Genomic DNA, 16,490 nt, shown 5'->3' with positions numbered 1-16,490 from the left:
GAGGCTCGGCGCTGTACCTGGGCACGCGAACTTCGTGGCTGTCGACGACGCGTGCTCGGGGCCGGCGTGAGGCCCGGCAGCGGCCAAAGGCACAGCGACGGAAGCAAGCGGCGATCCCGACACCGGCGACGGTGAAACTGAGCAGCGAGGGTGTTGCGCGGCGCCGCCTCCGTCGGATCCGGGTCACGTAGGCAGCTTGCCGAGCTCGTTGGTTGGGCCCCTGTCGGCGAATCATGCCTGCGGGCCGGTTCCTGGCGTCGACTGCATACACTGCGTATTCAGCGCTGGTGGGCAAATCCGGGGGCGACGGTGGCAGCTGCAGGTCCTGCAAAGGGCGACGATTCCCGCGAGATCGACGAGATGATCGAGGAGCTCGGCGACTGGCGCGGCCCGAAGCTGGCGCAGCTTCGTTCGCTGATTAAAGAAGCGGTCCCCGGGGTCAACGAAGAGCTGAAGTGGCGGAAGCCGTCGAACGCCCACGGTGTCCCGACCTGGTCGTACAAAGGTCCGATCTGTACCGGCGAGACCTACAAGAAGGTGGTGAAGCTCACCTTTTTCAAGGGTGCTGCCCTCGCCGATGCGAAGGGCCTGTTCAACTCGAGTCTCGAGGGCAACACGCGGCGCGCCATCGACTTCGGCGAGTCCGACGAGCTCGACGCGAGCGCGTTGAAGGCGCTCTTCCGGGCGGCCGCCGACCTGAACGTCGGGTAGCGGCCGGAGCCGCAGCACGGAGCCCAGCGCCGAGCTCGTGAGTGTGACCGGCCCCACCCCGTTCAGCGCCGTTGTGCCGGCCGCGGGGTGCCTGCGCCGCCTTCGGCCGGACGGCGCAGCGCCGCGACATCAGGCGAGTCCCTCGTCGCCGCCCTCTCTCGACAGGAGGCTCGGCTCGGATTGCTCCATCACCCGCTCGACGAGCTCCCGAACGACGTCGGGGGCAAGGTCGGCGAGCGCGGCTTCGAGGTCGTCGCGCGTCGCGTGCGGGTCGAGGACAAAGGAGCGCGACGAATCTGCCACTCCATCGGGAAGGTGGCTGAGCATCCACTCGAGCCGGCCCTCTTCGACGGGGATCCCCGCCGTGAGCAGCCACGGTCCGGCGTGGAACTCGTAGGTCGGGCCGAGCCAGTAGCTGTCAACGGGCGGGTTGCTCATTCCGGGGTGCTACCCAGGAAGGGCCCGTCCCCTAACAGCGCCGCGCCCCGGCACACCGCGCGGCGCGCCGGTGTCGCGGCGTCACCGTGTGCGGGGCGGCTGGTTGCTCTCACCCTCGAGAAGGGCCCGCCGCGCGGCGCTATCGCGCGTTGTCCGCCTCGGCGGCGCGCGTCACCTGCACGACGACGTCACCACAAGTAACACGGTCTCCGGGCCAGAGCGTGCGCCCGCGCCGCGACTCGACGTCGCCGTTCACGAGGATCTTCCCGGAGCCGAGGAGGGGCTTTGCGTCCGATCCCGACGCGATCAGATTGGCCAGCTTGAGCAGTTGACCGAGGCGGATCGACTGGTCCCGGATCGGCACTTCCTGGAAGCTCTCGGCACTTGAGTCGGTCATTGCAGCGGTGCCTCGCTTGTCTCCGAGCCGACGCCTACCCCGATATTACGGCGCAGACCGGACGCGCCTCGGCCGATGGCGGCGGGCGGGGCAGCCGCGCAATTGTTAGGGAATTGATAGAAGATCCGACCTATTGGGTAATTGGCCTGCGTAGCGGAACACTTTGAAGGAGATCGCGGGTCCCAATGATCGACGAACAGTCCCGCCTCGCCACGCCCGAGCTCGCACAGCGGATCGCCGATCGTTATACCCTGCGCGGCTGGCTCGCGAGCGGAGAATGCACCGACGTCTACCTGGCCGACGACGCCGAGCGCACGGGCGAAGTCGCGGTGAAGGTCCTCCGCACCTCGGCCGGTCCGATGTCGGTCGAATGCTTCCGGCGCGAGGCCGAGATCTCCTCGAGCCTCACGCACCCGAACATCGTCACCGCGTTCGACAGCGGAACAGACTCGGGACACGACTACCTCGCCATGGAGTACGTCGCTGGCGGGACCCTCTCCTCGCTGATCGGCAGCACGTGGGCGGCTTCGCACCTCGACCCCGATGAGGTGGCACGAATCGGCGGCGACATCGCGCGCGCGCTCGATTACCTGCACGGCCGTGGCTACATCCATCAGGGCCTGAACCCGTCGAACGTGCTGGTCGACCCCGAAGGGCGCCCGAAGCTGATCGACTTCGGAGCCGCAGCGTCCGCTGCGGGCGACGAACCGGTGGCGAGTCCCTCGGCGCCGAACGCCTCCTATCTCGCTCCGGAGCTGACAATGGGGCAACGGGCGAGCGTACGAAGCGATCAGTACGCGCTGGGCGTGATCCTCTACGAGATGGCGACCGGCCGGCCGCCCTTTGTCGGCGGGTCACCGGCGCTGATCGCGCACAAGCACGTGCAAGAGGCCGTGATCCCGCCGACATGGATGAACGGTGCGATCCCGAGCTCGTTGGAGGGAATCATCCTGCGAGCACTCTCCAAAGATCCCGCGCGGCGGTACGGCTCGGCCGGCGAGATGGCTGCCGACCTCGACCGCTTCCGGAACGAAGTCGCTGGCTCAGCAGACGAGCGCGCCTCGGGCGCCTCGGTGGCCTCCGCAGGCGCCTCGGCCCTCCTCGGGGGCGGCGATCGCACCCCTCGCCCAGCCGCTGTCACGGCGCCGGCCAACCGGTCGCTCCTCCTGAACACCGGTGGCGCGCCCGACCTGGCACCGAAGTCCCGCTCGACCAGCTCGGTGAGCGGAACGCTCTATCCACCTCGGCAACGGCGGCGACCGAGCGCGGCGCTCAGCATCGGCATGTCGCTCCTCGTCGGGTTGATCGGCGTGTACGTGGGGCGGTCGCTCGGCGCTGCAAGCGTGAGCAAGCACGCGACCGTCCCGAAGGTGACCGGACTCAGCGCGACCGACGCGACCGGCCAGCTCCGGTTACTCGGCCTCAAAGTCGCGACGCGGGCGCGTCCCGCGGCGGCCAACGAAGTAGGCGACGTCCTCTCGCAGTCGCCCGCCGGGGACAAAGGGGTCGCTCGGGGCACGACCGTGACGATCACCGTCGGGATTGCCCAGACGATCGCGGTGCCGGACGTCGAGAACCTCACGGTTGACGTGGCACGCCGCGATCTGGTGGCGAAGGGCCTCCGGGTTGCCGTGAAGAACGTCGCGGCCTCGTCGCCAAGTCAGCCCAACGGCCTTGTCCTCCGCCAGACGCCGTCGCCGAAGTTCCTGGCGCAAGCAGGTAGCGCGATCACCCTCAGCGTCGTCCTCGTCAACAAGGTCGGCGTTCCGAGCACCTCCGGGTTGAACCTCTCTGAGGCCGCAGTCCTGCTCCAGCAGAGCGGGCTGAAGGTGGCCCCGAAGTTTGCCAACCTGAACTCGAGCACCGTCCCCTCGGGCTCCATCGTCCGCTCCCTGCCGGCCTCGGGAAGCAAGGTGGCGAAGGGATCGGCGGTCCAGCTCTTCATCTCCGAGGGCCCGGCAGTGACGCCGGGGACCGTGGTCACCACACCGGTCATCGTCGTGCCGTCGGTCGTCGGAGCGAAGGTGCAGCGGGCGGCGAGCGAGGTGAAGGCCGCGGGGCTCAGCTATCGCGTCCTCCAGGAGGCCACGGGCAACCCCGCGCTGAACGGGATCGTCGCCAAGACGTCGCCCCGGAGCGGTCGATCCGTAGCGGCTGGCGGCGTGGTCGTGATGTCGGTGTGGATCTACTCGTCGGTGAATGCCGTGGCCGCGCCGACGACGCAGAACGTACCCGCCAACAACCCCTGACCCAGCGGTCCGGGACGGACCTCTCCCACCCGCGCGCAACGACCCGGCCGCCACCTGTGGAGCATCGCCGCCGGCGCCTTGCTGACTCGCTGACGAAGCGGCGGTGGATCGCCGCCTTCGGGGCGTAGGCCCGGACGGCCTGCCGGCCCCCGCGCCGCGCCAGCACTCTGGCGGGTGGCGCGTGCAGGGCCGCACCCTTTTGCGCCCGGTCGGCGCCCGAGCTCAGTAGCCGGGGGGAGTGCCGCGCGAGCCGCCGGGCGCTCCGTGGCGCGTCCAGTGCCGGAAGCGCGAGCGGCGGAGGAAGGCGAACGCGACGAGCAGGACGATGACGAAGCCGAAGTGCGGGTGCCAGATCGTCGCGTTCCAGGCCACGGCGCTCCAGAGCCAGGAGCCCCCCACGAGCACGAAGAGCGCGAGCGCGGCGAAGGGCAGCAGGCCCCGGGAGCGCTCGCGTCGGCGCGGCGCGTTCTCGGGAGTCGTGGGCACGAGCGGGGGAAGATCGACGAGCAGGCCGTCGAGGTCACCGTGGGTCTTCGCGCCCATCGCGCGACCCATGCGCTCGTCGAATTCGGCCCGGTCGAGGCGGCCGTCGGCGAAATGACGGGAGAGGAGGTCGGCGATCTCCCGACGCTCCTGGTCCGAGACGCGCATCTCCGAAGGGGGAACGCCTCCGGCCGGCCGGCGCCGGGGGGCCCCGTGGGGCCAGGGGGGGACGGAGTAGCCACGCATCGGGCTCACGCTCCTTTGTCGGTCGATCTCGGGTTGTTGCTCGGAGGCTGCTGCTCCGTCGACATCGATGCCCGTGCCACTCACGCCGTCCGGTGGTGCAGCAGCAGGGAGGCCATCGACTCCTCGGCGCCCTCTTCGGGGATGAACAGCCACGCCGCCGCGTACAGCGGCAGGCCGGCTCCCCCGAGAAGGGTAAAGGCCACGAACGCGAGACGGACGACCGCGACGTCGAGGTCGAAGTACTCCGCTATGCCGCCGGCGACACCGGCGATGATGCGGTCGTGGTAGCTGCGCCGCAGCGGCCGCTCCTCGTTGGACTGGGTCTGATCGCTCATGGAGCGATTGTCCGCCCTACGAACGCGCCGGCGCATCAGGGGTCAGCCCGGAAAGGCCCCGGATTTCCCTCGCCGCCGCTCAGGGATCCCCCGGATGCCGTCCTCGGGGCTCGGGCGCGATCATCAGAGGATCGAGAACACGACCGAGGGACGCGAATGGGGCGCAGCCGGTCGGCAGGCCGCCCCCGCGCCCTGCCCGCGCGGGGCCGAGGGACCACCGTGGTTCGTCGAGCGCGCGCTGCGCGCGCTCGGGTGGCACGACGAGCCGGGCTCGGGCGCCCGTCCCGACGCACCGCACAGCACCTGGCGGGAGAGCGCGCCGGACGCCGCGCAGCGCCGCCCCGCCGGCCCCCCGTGGCTCGCCGGTGGCCATCCTCACCGATGGCGGGGGCCACGGGACAACGGCCCGCTGCGCCGCGCGATGAACGAGCGCGTCCTCGGTGGCGTGGCCGCCGGGCTCGCCCGCCGCGTCGGCGTCGACCGCACCGTCGTGCGCTCGGCCCTTGTGCTGTCGACGCTGCTCGGGGGCGTGGGCATCGCCGCCTACGCGCTGGCCTGGCTCTTCCTGCCGGTCGAGGGCGAGGAGCACGGAGCCGCCTCGCGCGCGATCAGCGATCGCCGCGGCCTCGCCATGGCGTTGGCGCTCGTGCCGCTGCTGGTGCTCACCCTGCTCGTCGCCTCGGTGCTCGGCGCCAGCTGGCTGACGACGATCTCCTGGCCGCTGTTCATCGCCGCCGGGGCGATGGTCCTTCTCTGGCGCAACGTCAGTGACGAGGAGCGTCAGGTGCTGGCGGTCACCCTCGGTCCAGTGGTCGAGCTCATCACCCCCGGCCACCGCTCGTGGCGCAACGTCGTCGTGCGCGCCGCGATCGGACTCGCCGGGGCCGCGGGCGGCGTGGTGCTCCTCACGCACGGCCAGCGGGACCCCGGGCTCGTACGTCCGCTCATGGGCATCGTGCTCTTCGGGGCGAGCATGCTCGTCGTCTTCGGCCCGTGGTGGCTGCGCCTCGCCCGCAACCTCGTCGGGGAGCGCCAGGCCCGAGCCCGCGCCGAGGAGCGCTCGGAGGTGGCGGCGCGCGTGCACGACTCCGTGCTGCAGACCCTCGCCCTCATCCAGCGCCGCGCCGGTGACCCGCATGAGGTCGTGAAGCTCGCCCGCCAGCAGGAGCGGGAGCTGCGCGGCTGGCTCTTCGGCGGCCGCGTCCCCGGGACCCTCGGGGGCGACGGAGGGCTCCTGTCGGTCGCGATCGAGGCGCTCCAGCGTGACGTGGAGGAGCTCCACGGCGTCCCCGTCGAGGCGGTGGTCGTCGGCGACGCTCCCCTCGATGACGACCTGGGCGCCCTCCTCGAGGCGGGGCGGGAGGCCGTGGTGAACGCCGCGAAGTGGTCGGGCGCCCCGGTCGTCTCGGTGTTCGTGGAAGTGGACGAGGCCGAGGTCGCGATGTACGTGCGCGACCGGGGGCGGGGCTTTGTCGAAGCCGCGGTCGCGCCCGACCGACGGGGCCTCGCGGAGTCGGTGCGCGCTCGGATGGCCCGCCGAGGCGGTGGGGCGGAGATCCGCACCGCGCCGGGCGAGGGGACCGAGGTCACGCTGCGGATGCCGCGGCGGTGAGCACCCGCCCCCGCGTCTTTTTGGTCGACGACCACGCCCTCTTCCGAGCGGGGGTGCGCAACGAGCTCGGCGAGGCCGTCGAGATCGTCGGCGAGGCCGACGACGTCGCGCCGGCGGTCGAGCTGATCCTCGAGCGGCGCCCCGAGGTGGTGCTCGTCGACGTCCACCTACCCGGCGGTAGCGGCGCCGCGATCGTCGCCGCGGTGCGCGCCGAGGCCGAGGAGGTCCGCTTCCTAGCGCTCTCGGTCTCGGACGCCCCCGAGGACGTCATCGCCGTCATCCGTGCCGGCGCTCGGGGCTACGTCACCAAGACCATCGGCGGCGCCGAGCTCGTCGACGCGGTGCGACGGGTGGCCGGCGGCGACGCGGTCTTCTCGCCCCGCCTCGCGGGCTTCGTCCTCGACGCCTTCGCCGGCCAGCCCCTCGCCGAGCAGCCGAGCCTCGATCCCGAGCTCGACCAGCTCTCGCCCCGCGAGCGCGAGGTGCTGCGGCTGATCGCGCGTGGTTACTCCTACAAGGAGTTGGCCGCCGAGCTGTCGATCTCTGTGCGCACCGTCGAGAGCCACGTCTCCTCGGTGCTGCGCAAGCTGCAGCTCTCAAGTCGCCACCAGCTCACGCGCTGGGCAATCGAGCGCCGCCTCGTGTGAGCGGCTGCAGCGGCGCGCTCAGGCCCTGCGGTAGGCGCGCACGGAGAGCGGGATGAAGACGGCGGCGATGCCGGCGAGCCAGGCGACGCTCTGCCACGCGTGCAGCTCGAGCGGCCCGCCGAGGGCGAGCGACCGCATCTCGCTGATGATGATCGTCACGGGCTGGTTCTTGGCGAACGCCTGGAGCCATCCCGGCATGGAAGTGATCGGCACGAACGCCGAGCTCACGAAGGTGAGCGGGAACAACCAGACGAGCCCGAAGGAGCCGACGGACTCTTCATCTTTCAGCGCGAGCCCGACGTAGGCGCTGATCGTGCAGATGACCGCACCGAGGGCGATGCCGAGCACGAGCATCAGCACCGCGGGGCCGGCGCCGTTCTGAAAGCGGAACCCCACCGCATAGCCGACGCCGAGGATCACGAGCACGGTGACCGCCAGCCGGAGCGTGTCACCGACGAGTCGCCCGAGCAGGACCGCGGAGCGCGCCATCGGCATCGCTCGGAAACGGTCGATCACCCCCCGTTGCAGCTGACGCGCGAGCGCGATCGCGGTGCCGAAGGAGGCGAAGGCTGCGGACTGGGCGATGATGCCGGGCATCAGGAAGTTCACGTAGCCGCCGGGGACCCGGACGGGGATCGCGCCGCCGAACACGTACCGGAAGAGCAGCACGAACATCACCGGCTGGATGATCGTGAAGAAGATGAAGGCCGGGTTCCGCATCCAGACGAGGAGCTCGCGCCGCGTGAGCGTCGCCGCGTCCGCGAATCCGAGGCGAAGGCGCTCGGCCAACGGCGGCGGCGGCACGCGCAGCGCTTCGAGGGAGGTGGTCGCCATGGTCGTCATCGGGGAACCTCCGCTCAGCCGCGCCGGCGAGAGGGGCGGCCCGCTGCCGCCTCGATCGCCGCCTCGGCGGTGTCGTGGCCGGTGAGCGAGAGGAAGACGTCGTCGAGGGATGGCCTGCGGATGGCCAGCCCCTCGGTCTGGACTCCGATCGCATCGAGGCGGCGCACCGTCTCGACGAGGGCGTGCGACCCGTCGAGGCCGACGGCCAAGTTGATGCGGCCTGACTCGGTGTCGACGATCGGTTCCGCATCCGAGAGCGATCGGAGTGCCTCTGTCGCTTCGCCGACCCGGGCGGCATCGACGACGGTCAGCTCGAGGATGTCGCCGCCGACGCGGTTCTTCAGCTCGCTCGCGGTGCCGGCGGCGATGACGCGCCCGTGATCGATGACGACGATCTCGTCGGCGAGCTCGTCCGCCTCTTCGAGGTTCTGCGTGGTGAGCAGCAGCGTCGCGCCGCCGGCCACGAGCTCCCGGATGACGGCCCACATCTCGAGGCGGCTACGCGGATCGAGCCCCGTCGTCGGCTCGTCGAGGAACAGCACCCGCGGGCGGGAGACGAGGCTCATCGCGAGGTCGAGGCGACGCTGCATGCCTCCGGAGTAACCCTTGGTCGGCCGGTCCGCCGCCTCGAGGAGGTCGAAGCGCTCGAGTGCTTCCGCGGTTCGCTCGCGGCGCAGCGCAGGTTCGAGGTGGTAGAGGCGGCCCATGATCTCGAGGTTCTCCCGGCCGGTCAGCTCCTCCTGGATCGCCGTCGCCTGTCCGGCGAGACCGATCAGCTCACGTACCGCCGCGGGGGAGCGGACGACGTCGCGCCCCTCGACGAGGGCGCGACCCCGGTCGGGCTGGAGCAGGGTCGTCAGGATCTTGACGGCCGTCGTCTTTCCCGCACCGTTCGGTCCGAGGAGGCCGAGGACCTTGCCACGCTCGACGACGAGGTCGATGCCGTTGAGCGCCTGCACCTCACCGAAGCTCTTGTGGACGTCTTCGACGTAGATCGCCGGCCCACCCCAGTCTGGGCGGTCGCTCAGGCCCACGAGATCACCTCCTGCGGTCGACCGGCGCACATCGCGCGACCGGACCGCGAACATAACCGAGCCACACCGAGCCGCGGCTGGGGATTTTCGGCCGGTGCTGCGCATCTCTCACGAGAGGCCAGTGACGCGCTCTCGGGTCGGTGCTTCGGCGTTCCTCAGAGCGCTTCGGCCACCGCCGGGCGCTCGGCGCGCGCGCGAGGGGCGAGGTCGTCCGAGCCTCGGCGCAGCGCCCACCACCTGAGGGCCGAGCGGCGCCGGGAGGTCCCGGTGAAGAGCACGCTGCGGCCGAAGCCGATTGCCTCGCGCAGCGTCACGCTCGGGAGGTAGGCCCGCCCGACGGCGTAGGCGATCCGTGGGAGGTCCATCCCGTCGCGGTAGGCCAGGAACAGCGACTCGTAGTCCGGGCGGAACTTGTCCTTGAACGCGAGCAGGGATTCGAAGCGGAAGGCCCGGTTGACGAGCGATCCGGCGCCGTCGAGCACCCGCTCGACGGCGGATGGCGATCTGCCGGCGGTGTCGGGGGGGAGCGGGACCCCGGAGAGGCTCATCATCTCGGATCCCTCCTGCCGGAACGACAGGGCGGAGGAGGCGATGAGGAAGTCCATCACCCCCTTCAGGCCGTCAGGCGACCGCCGCATGAAGTCGAGCGTCCAGCCGACGACCTCGCCGGCGCGAAAGACGGGGATCCAGCTCACGACGCCGTGCACGACGCCTTCCGGGTCGACGGCCACGAGACAGCGCGTCTGGCTGTCGAGGAGCTCCGGGACGCCACCGATCGTGAACGACAGCTCCGGCGCGCCGCGCGAGGCGCGCAGCTGGCGACCCATCGCCGCGATCTGCTGGACGAGGGAAGGAGACGCGTCGTGGAAGTCGATCCATCTCGCCTCGATGCCCTTCCGGCCGGCCCGGTGCATCGCCGTGCGGACGTCCTGCAGCCGACGCCCCGAGAGGTCGAACGGCGCGAGCGGGATCACCGCGTCGTTCGCGACCTTGAGCGCGTGCCACTGCTGGGCCTCGATGGCCGGCAGGAAGTCCTCCGAGACGCAGAACAGGCAGGGCGTCCAGCCGTTGCGAGCGCAGAACTCGCTGAACTCGCGCACCGCTGACGCCTTGCGCGCCGGGTCACCGAGGGGCTCACCGGTCGTGATCGCGACCGAGGAGATCACGCGGTACGCGAACGCGCTCCGCCGGTCCGAGGAAAGCCAGTGGTCGTGGCCCTCCCAAGTCGACATGTAGGCGAGGTTCGAGCCGCCGTATTCACGCAGCATCCGTCGGATCTCCGTCGGCTCGGCGTGGTGCTCGAGGGCGCCGCCGCGCCGGAACATCACCAGCAGCGCGGCGAGCACCACGATCCAGAACACCGCCCCGGTCCAGTCCGAGAGCTCGCCGGCCACGCCGCTCACTGGGTGGAACCGCGGCTTGATGAGTCCGAGGTACTCGGGCGGCAGGAACCTCGACGGGAGGTTTCTCAGCAGGTCACCGAAGCCGAACGCGCGGTCGAACTGCGCCCGCGCCAGGTAGCCACCGATGAGGTAGATGGTGGAAGTCCCGACGAGGACGCCGGCGCTCAGCCGCAGCAGCCGACGGTAGGCACCGGCGCGCGAACGGACGGTGAAGTGGTCCCGCATCACGTAGATGAGCAGCGCGACCCCCGCTGGGATGAGGTCGGCGGACACGTCGCGGGCGAACTTGCTCAGCTGCAGTCCGCTCCCGCCGCCCGACCACGACGCGCCGAGCGCGCCGTGCAGGATCGCGGCGACCCCGACGGCCGCGAGGACGATGTGGAAGCCGAGCGCGCCGACGTACGCAGAGCGGTAACCGCGTCGCAGGCCCTCCGCGAGCACGCAGGCGATCAACACCGGGAGGATCATGCGGATCTCCGCGCCGAAGCTGCGCGAGATCACGTAGCCGACGACGGTGTGGCACGAGGCGGGCGCGGCGGGCTGAGGGCAAAGGTGCCGGACCACGGCGCGGGTCGGCGAGGGAGCCATCAAGAGGCCCTTCAACCGGGCGGCGGGGCCGTTCGCGACGCGGTTGAGCAGCAAGACCAACGGCCCCGCAGCGAGGGCGACGACGACGAGCGCGACGAGCAGTCGGCGCTCTTGCGGCTCGATCGTCGCCCGCGCAACCCGCCACCTTCGCCCCGCGGCCGGCGTCGTGAGCAGCAGCGGGCCGCAGAGGAGCCCGATCAGGGCAGCGGCGAGGCGGGACACGTCCTGCAGCTGGCCCGAGTACAACACCAGGGTCGCGAGGCCCACGATCGAGAGGACGCGGATCCGCCGCCGCCACAACGGTGTGAGCGTGTGCGTGAGGGCGAGGAGGACGCCGAACGCGCCGGTCGAGGGGCCGACCGCGCTCGCGGTGCGCAGCCCGGAGGGCCCATCGGCGCTGAGCGCCCCGCTGATCGCGGCGATCCCGGCGACGACCGCTGTCGTGCCGAGGAGACTGCAGAGAAAGATGTTCGCCGTGCGCCTGCTGCCGAGGATCCTCTCGGCCGGTGCACAGAGCACGAGGAACAACAGCGTGGTCACCAGGTAGCCGGCCAGGTCGGCGCACCAGATGCGGGAGGCGAGCGGGTACCACGTCCCGTGAAGGCTGAAGGCCGGCAACCCGAGGTTCGCCCTGGAGAGCAACGCCACCGTCGGGCCGTGCACGATGGTGTTGCCCGCGAGGCCCATGACCCACAATCCGATGACCGCGGCCAACGCGAAGGGCGCCGCCTTCGCGAACGAGGTCAGCCCGCCGAGCGCCCGCGTCATCGCCCGAGGATCCCGTCGCGCCGGGCGAGCCAGTTCATCGAGTCCGTGAGCAGTCCGGCGAACACCGGGCCGGCGTGACCACCGGGAAACACGATGACCTGCACGTGCATGCCCGCGCGCCGGCACAGCGCCGCGGTCTCCTCGATCTCGTCGAGGTAGTACTGGTCGGTGCTCCCCGATCCGAGCATCGCCCACGTGTCCGGGCGCCTGTGGTGCACGAGGACCTGGGCCGGGTTGACCTCCGAGAACTTGCGGGTGTCCCCGGCGAACGCGGCGTCGATCGTCTCCTGCAGTGTGCCGCGCAGTTGCTCGTAGACGCCGGAGAAGTCGAGAAAAGTCGGAAAGAGCTGAGGGTGGAAGACCGCCAGCTGCCAGGCGCAGGTTCCCCCGAACGATCCGCCGCCGACCGCCCACGTGGCGGTGTCCTGGTCGACGTGCAGGTGGCGGCGCACCCAGTTCGGAACGTCGACGGCGAGGTAGGTGTCGGACTGCCCGAGGCGTGAGTTGATGCAGAGGGGGTTCGCCCAGAACGATCCGAGCGCGTCGGGCATCACCACGACCGGAGCGAGCCCGCCGTGGAGATCGGCGAAACGGTCCATGACGCCCGTCAGATCGTTGCCGTTCAGCCAGTCCCGAGAGGAGCCCGGCTGGCCACCAAGGAGCTCCAGCACGGGGAGCAGCGGGGGGTTGCTGGTGAGGTAGGCCGGCGGCAGGTAGAGCCATGCCGGCCTCGCCGGGAACTTGGAGACCGTCCCGGGGATGTCGACCTCCACCACCTTCCCGCTCTGCGGAAGGTCTCTCGGTGGCTTCCAGGCAGCGGCGAGCGACACCGCCGAGCCGGTCGGCGGCGTGCTGTCGGAGCTCGCCGGCACCGTTGGCCCCGCGGCCGCACCGCCGAGCCTCAGCGCCGCGGTCGCGCTGATCTGATCGGAAAAGGGCAGGCCGAGGACGTCGCGCATGTTCGGGTAGTACCCGAAAAAGGTGTTGACGTTGTTCAGCGCCATCAGCACCACCAGCACCACCGCGCCGCCCGCGAGCAGGCGCCCACGCCACCTCGACGACGAGACCTTCGCGACGCCGAGTCCGAGGGCCGCCGCTGCCACCCCGGTCCAGGTGAGCACGGTGACCGGCAGTGGGCCGGCGAAGGGGTGCCACACGACCTCGACGAGCAACCAGGTGAGGAGCGCGACCGCGACCGCGCCCACGAGGATGAGCGGCACCGTGCGCGAGTACCAGCGGCGTCGTCGGCGAGCGGCCAGGTACACGAGCGCGCAACCCCCGACGGCCGTGACAGCGATTGGCACGCCCCCATCAAGTAGCGACCAATTGAGAGGGTTGCTCACCCCGCCTCCGGCGCGGTCGCGCCACCGTCGAGGGCCGTGCCGGTCGACGGAGCGCGTCCCGGGCCGACGCAGAAGTGCTGTTCGCGGCGATCCACGGGCCCTGCTTGCATGTGCTGCACTTGTCATAGGTTCGCGCCATACGCGACGAGCGTCCAAACCCCGCCGGGCTCAGGGTATCAGCACACCCACCGCCAGTAGTGCAGGGGCGTTCCGGGTCATGGGAGATTGCGGGGCACAGCGCCGGAGCGGGCGGCAGGAGCCGTGCGACCGGCGGGTTGACTCGACGAGGCGAGGGCGATGGACGAGACCACTCACGAGGCGCACCTCTCCGGCAGTGAACGCATGCCCGTCGTCGGCTTCGGGACATGGCAGATCCGCGGTGACGCCTGCATCCGTGCGGTGGGCGAGGCACTCAGCGTCGGCTATCGCCATCTCGACACCGCGACCGTCTACGAGAACGAGGACGAGGTCGGCTGGGCCCTCGAGGCGAGCGGCCTCGACCGCTCGGCGGTCTTCGTCACCACGAAGGTGCCCCCCTTTGCCGCGGGCAAGGCGCGCTCGGTCCTCGAGCAGAGCCTCGCGAGGCTGCGCACCGACTACGTCGACCTCTGGCTGATCCACTGGCCCGAGGACCTCGCCGGAGGGGTCGCGCTGTGGGAGGAGATGATCGCCCTGCACCGCGAGGGCAGGGCGCGCGCGATCGGCGTGAGCAACTTCGAGGCCGAGGCGATCGACAAGATCGTCGCCGCGACCGGCGTCGTCCCCGCGGTCGACCAGATCCGCTGGAGCCCCTTCCTCTACGACGCGCTCGAGGCGGCGCGCCTCGCCGAGCGCGGCGTCGTCCTCGAGGGCTACAGCCCCCTCAAGGAGAGCTTCCTCTTCAGCTCGACCCTCGCGGAGATGGCCGGCCACCACGGCGTGACCCCCGCCCAGGTCGTGCTGCGCTGGCACGTGCAGCACGGCTTCGTCGTGATCCCGAAGTCGGTCACGCCCTCGCGCATCGCGGAGAACATCGACCTCTTCGGCTTCGCCCTCGACGACGAGGAGATGGGCCGCCTCGACTCCCTCGGCGGCCCGTAGGCGACGGGCGAGGGCTCGGGAGCGCTCCCGAGCGCCGCGCTCGCCGCGGTCGTGGCGGCCAGAGCGCGCCGAGGCGCTCGGTCAGGTGCCCCAGGTGCCGAGCAGCGACGCGACCACCGCCGAGAGCTCCCCGGGGACCGGCGCCACGACGACGGCGTCGTAGGAATGCGGTCCATCGATGAAGCACAGGTCGACGCCGTCGAGCCGGAAGATGTGCCCCGTCGGGACGTTGCTGAAGGAGATCTTGGCGACCCTGCCGTAGGGCTCCCTCACGTACTTGGCCTTGCCGAGCGAGAGGGACTCCCCGCCGAGCCAGTTCGTGAGATAGGCCCTCCCGTCGGCGACCGAGACGGCGCCGTAGGGGTTCTGGATGTAGACCCAGACGTCGAGCGCCGTGTCGGCGGTGACCTCCTCCATGTAGCTCTCGGCTGGCTGGCGGACGAGACGAAGGGGACTGTAGAACGCGATCTGGTAAGAGGGTGCGCGGATAGGGCGGCCCACACTGGCAACCGATCCGTCCGGGCGCGACAAGGGTATTCGGTGCGACGATCTGTTCTCACGTCTCCGCGGGCTGGGTGGTCGCTGCCTTGCTCCGGGGCCATTTCCGACGCTCGGTGGATTACTGCTCAATGAGGCCCGACACTCTCCATACGTAGGCTGATCCGAAGGAGCGCGAACTCCACGACGTCCGGACACGCATTTGGTATGTAGCCGCGCGCCATCAATCTCTATCTCGTCGAAGAATCGACGAGATGCGCTGACGCGAAACCTCGAACCGCTTCGCAACCGAGTTCGCGTTTTCCCCCTCCTGGACTAGGGAGGAGACAAGAGCGCGTCGCAAGCGTGCACTTCCGAGGGTGAGGCGCTTGACGACGCGGTTCAAGAGTACGAGGGCTCGAGGCGGACCTCCTCCACCGATTGACTCCTGAAGCGGTACGCCCGCGACCCGGTCGACGCGCATTCGGCCCAACTCAGAAAGTAGGTCCTCTTGGTCACTTACGTTCTCCTCGACGGCGGTGGAAACATCATCGATTGCATCGACGACAGCATCGCCTTCCACCGGCCGGTCAAGATCGTCCTTGTCCAATAGGTCGCCCGCTCCCGCTAGATCGATTTCGTATTACCTCCTGAGAAGCGAATGTGCAACCTGAGACCGGTTAGCGCACGTTTGCCAATGTCAGTCAACGGGGGGTTGCACTATGAACGAATGTACGATAAGCACGCGCAGCGAAACAATCAGAAGGAGCACACCCAGTGACCGCGGAGCCCTTCTTTGACTGTTACACCGGGTACACCGGGCAAGGACCGCTGCTCTGACGAGCGACCGTCGTCAGAGCATCCTCAGCCGAATCGCCGAGAGCAGTGATTCGTCCCCGGATCGGCTCTGCAATGTCTGCATGGACGTGACCATGACGAGCGGTGTGGGGATCATGCTCAGATCCGGCGAGGTGACGCGTGGATCGCTCGGCACGACCGACGCAGTGAGTTCGTTGATCGAGGAGCTGCAGTTCATGCTGGGCGAAGGACCTTGCATCGACGCCTACAATCTCGAGGTACCGATTGCTGAATCCAATCTCGCTGATATGACCGGTCGGTGGCTCGGCTTCACCCCTCCCGTATTCAAAGCAGGTGTGAGGGCGCTCTTCGCGTTCCCACTTCGGGTGGATGCTGTCCGCATAGGTTCGCTCGATCTCTACCGTGACCACTCCGGGGCGTTGAGTGATGACCAGCATGCCGACGCGCTCATCATGGCGGGTGTCGTCTCCCAGGCCGTGCTCGCGATCCAGGCCGCAGCACCCCCCGGCGAGCTAGCCGCTCAGCTCGAGGCCCTGATGACGCCCCAAAACGTTGTCTACCAGGCAGTCGGAATGGTCTCGGCACAGGTCGGAGTGAGTGTCGATGAATCCCTGATCCGATTGAAGGCCCACGCCTTTGCGAGTGATCGCCTGCTCACCGAACTTGCGAAAGACATGGTTGCTCGGCGCTTACGTTTCAACGCTGCAGGCGAAGCGCAGGATGTCACGTCGTAGGAGTCTGCTGCGACAACCCGTTCCTGCGTAGTCCCGTGCAATTGACATTTCGACATGCTGTGAGTGCCGGAGACATCATCCAGCCCGACGCACCAGGACGGCGCTATCGCCGAGCATTGGACGAGTAGGAATTGCGCACCGATTCGGCAGGATAGGTACTGCCTATCCGCGCACGATCTCAGCTTGTAATTAAACCTTCACGTCCTGCTCAAGGATGAGATTCGTCGCCTTCTCGGCCACCTGGCGCAGCTCGTCGATGAGAGTGCGGAGCTTCCGGTCGTTG

15 protein-coding genes are annotated in these 16,490 nt (G+C 69.7%); 6 read left to right on the top strand and 9 right to left on the bottom strand.

Translation table 11 applies throughout. From position 1 onward, the window contains the following. The first annotated feature begins 150 nt into the window (after positions 1–150). A complete protein-coding gene (locus VNF07_02965) occupies positions 151–711 on the top strand; it encodes a DUF1801 domain-containing protein (GenBank protein ID HVB05194.1) in 561 nt (186 codons plus the stop codon). Between the two features lie 129 nt (positions 712–840). Here the strand turns inward: VNF07_02965 and VNF07_02960 are convergent, their stop codons facing one another. Together VNF07_02960 and VNF07_02955 are read right to left on the bottom strand one after the other, a co-directional pair. After that, the gene (locus VNF07_02960) at positions 841–1,149 is read right to left on the bottom strand and encodes a hypothetical protein (protein HVB05193.1); all 309 of its coding nucleotides are present in this window, start codon (positions 1,147–1,149) and stop codon (positions 841–843) included. Positions 1,150–1,288: 139 nt separating this feature from the next. Next, positions 1,289–1,546, bottom strand: a complete 258-nt coding sequence (locus VNF07_02955; protein ID HVB05192.1) for an RNA-binding S4 domain-containing protein — start codon at positions 1,544–1,546, stop codon at positions 1,289–1,291. Between the two features lie 185 nt (positions 1,547–1,731). On the opposite strand from VNF07_02955, the gene VNF07_02950 reads away from it, so the two are divergent. Beyond that, complete coding sequence (locus VNF07_02950; protein ID HVB05191.1) at positions 1,732–3,795, top strand: PASTA domain-containing protein; 2,064 nt, start codon at positions 1,732–1,734, stop codon at positions 3,793–3,795. A 222-nt stretch (positions 3,796–4,017) separates the two neighbouring features. Here VNF07_02950 and VNF07_02945 read toward each other — a convergent pair whose 3' ends face one another. Further along, the gene (locus VNF07_02945) at positions 4,018–4,446 is read right to left on the bottom strand and encodes a DUF1707 domain-containing protein (protein HVB05190.1); all 429 of its coding nucleotides are present in this window, start codon (positions 4,444–4,446) and stop codon (positions 4,018–4,020) included. Positions 4,447–4,604: 158 nt separating this feature from the next. After that, positions 4,605–4,859 carry a PspC domain-containing protein gene (locus VNF07_02940; protein ID HVB05189.1) on the bottom strand — a complete coding sequence of 85 codons (255 nt, stop codon included), beginning with the start codon at positions 4,857–4,859 and terminating at the stop codon, positions 4,605–4,607. Positions 4,860–4,953: 94 nt separating this feature from the next. Between VNF07_02940 and VNF07_02935 the strand changes: the two genes are divergently transcribed. Next, positions 4,954–6,471, top strand: a complete 1,518-nt coding sequence (locus VNF07_02935; GenBank protein HVB05188.1) for a PspC domain-containing protein — start codon at positions 4,954–4,956, stop codon at positions 6,469–6,471. Continuing rightward, positions 6,468–7,118 carry a response regulator transcription factor gene (locus VNF07_02930; protein ID HVB05187.1) on the top strand — a complete coding sequence of 217 codons (651 nt, stop codon included), beginning with the start codon at positions 6,468–6,470 and terminating at the stop codon, positions 7,116–7,118. Before VNF07_02935 ends, VNF07_02930 begins: the two co-directional genes overlap by 4 nt. Positions 7,119–7,136: 18 nt before the next feature. Here the strand turns inward: VNF07_02930 and VNF07_02925 are convergent, their stop codons facing one another. From VNF07_02925 to VNF07_02910, 4 genes are all read right to left on the bottom strand, one after another. Continuing rightward, the gene (locus tag VNF07_02925; protein HVB05186.1) at positions 7,137–7,961 is read right to left on the bottom strand and encodes an ABC transporter permease; all 825 of its coding nucleotides are present in this window, start codon (positions 7,959–7,961) and stop codon (positions 7,137–7,139) included. 14 nt (positions 7,962–7,975) lie between these two features. Then, positions 7,976–8,995 carry an ATP-binding cassette domain-containing protein gene (locus tag VNF07_02920; GenBank protein ID HVB05185.1) on the bottom strand — a complete coding sequence of 340 codons (1,020 nt, stop codon included), beginning with the start codon at positions 8,993–8,995 and terminating at the stop codon, positions 7,976–7,978. Between the two features lie 155 nt (positions 8,996–9,150). After that, positions 9,151–11,754, bottom strand: coding sequence for a DUF2156 domain-containing protein (locus tag VNF07_02915; protein HVB05184.1), 2,604 nt, complete (start codon positions 11,752–11,754; stop codon positions 9,151–9,153). Further along, positions 11,751–12,974 (bottom strand): alpha/beta hydrolase-fold protein, encoded by a 1,224-nt coding sequence (locus tag VNF07_02910; GenBank protein HVB05183.1) that lies wholly within the window; start codon positions 12,972–12,974, stop codon positions 11,751–11,753. Before VNF07_02910 ends, VNF07_02915 begins: the two co-directional genes overlap by 4 nt. 420 nt (positions 12,975–13,394) lie before the next feature. On the opposite strand from VNF07_02910, the gene VNF07_02905 reads away from it, so the two are divergent. Further along, a complete protein-coding gene (locus tag VNF07_02905) occupies positions 13,395–14,177 on the top strand; it encodes an aldo/keto reductase (protein ID HVB05182.1) in 783 nt (260 codons plus the stop codon). Between the two features lie 81 nt (positions 14,178–14,258). Here VNF07_02905 and VNF07_02900 read toward each other — a convergent pair whose 3' ends face one another. Beyond that, complete coding sequence (locus VNF07_02900) at positions 14,259–14,678, bottom strand: hypothetical protein (protein ID HVB05181.1); 420 nt, start codon at positions 14,676–14,678, stop codon at positions 14,259–14,261. Between the two features lie 896 nt (positions 14,679–15,574). On the opposite strand from VNF07_02900, the gene VNF07_02895 reads away from it, so the two are divergent. After that, a complete protein-coding gene (locus VNF07_02895) occupies positions 15,575–16,207 on the top strand; it encodes a GAF and ANTAR domain-containing protein (protein ID HVB05180.1) in 633 nt (210 codons plus the stop codon). Positions 16,208–16,490: the final 283 nt, after the last annotated feature.

This window comes from Acidimicrobiales bacterium, from assembly GCA_035533595.1.
Taxonomy (GTDB): Bacteria; Actinomycetota; Acidimicrobiia; order Acidimicrobiales; family Bog-793; genus DATLTN01.
The sequence above is the reverse complement of the archived record's forward strand: the minus strand, read 5'-3'. Positions and strand labels throughout refer to the sequence as shown.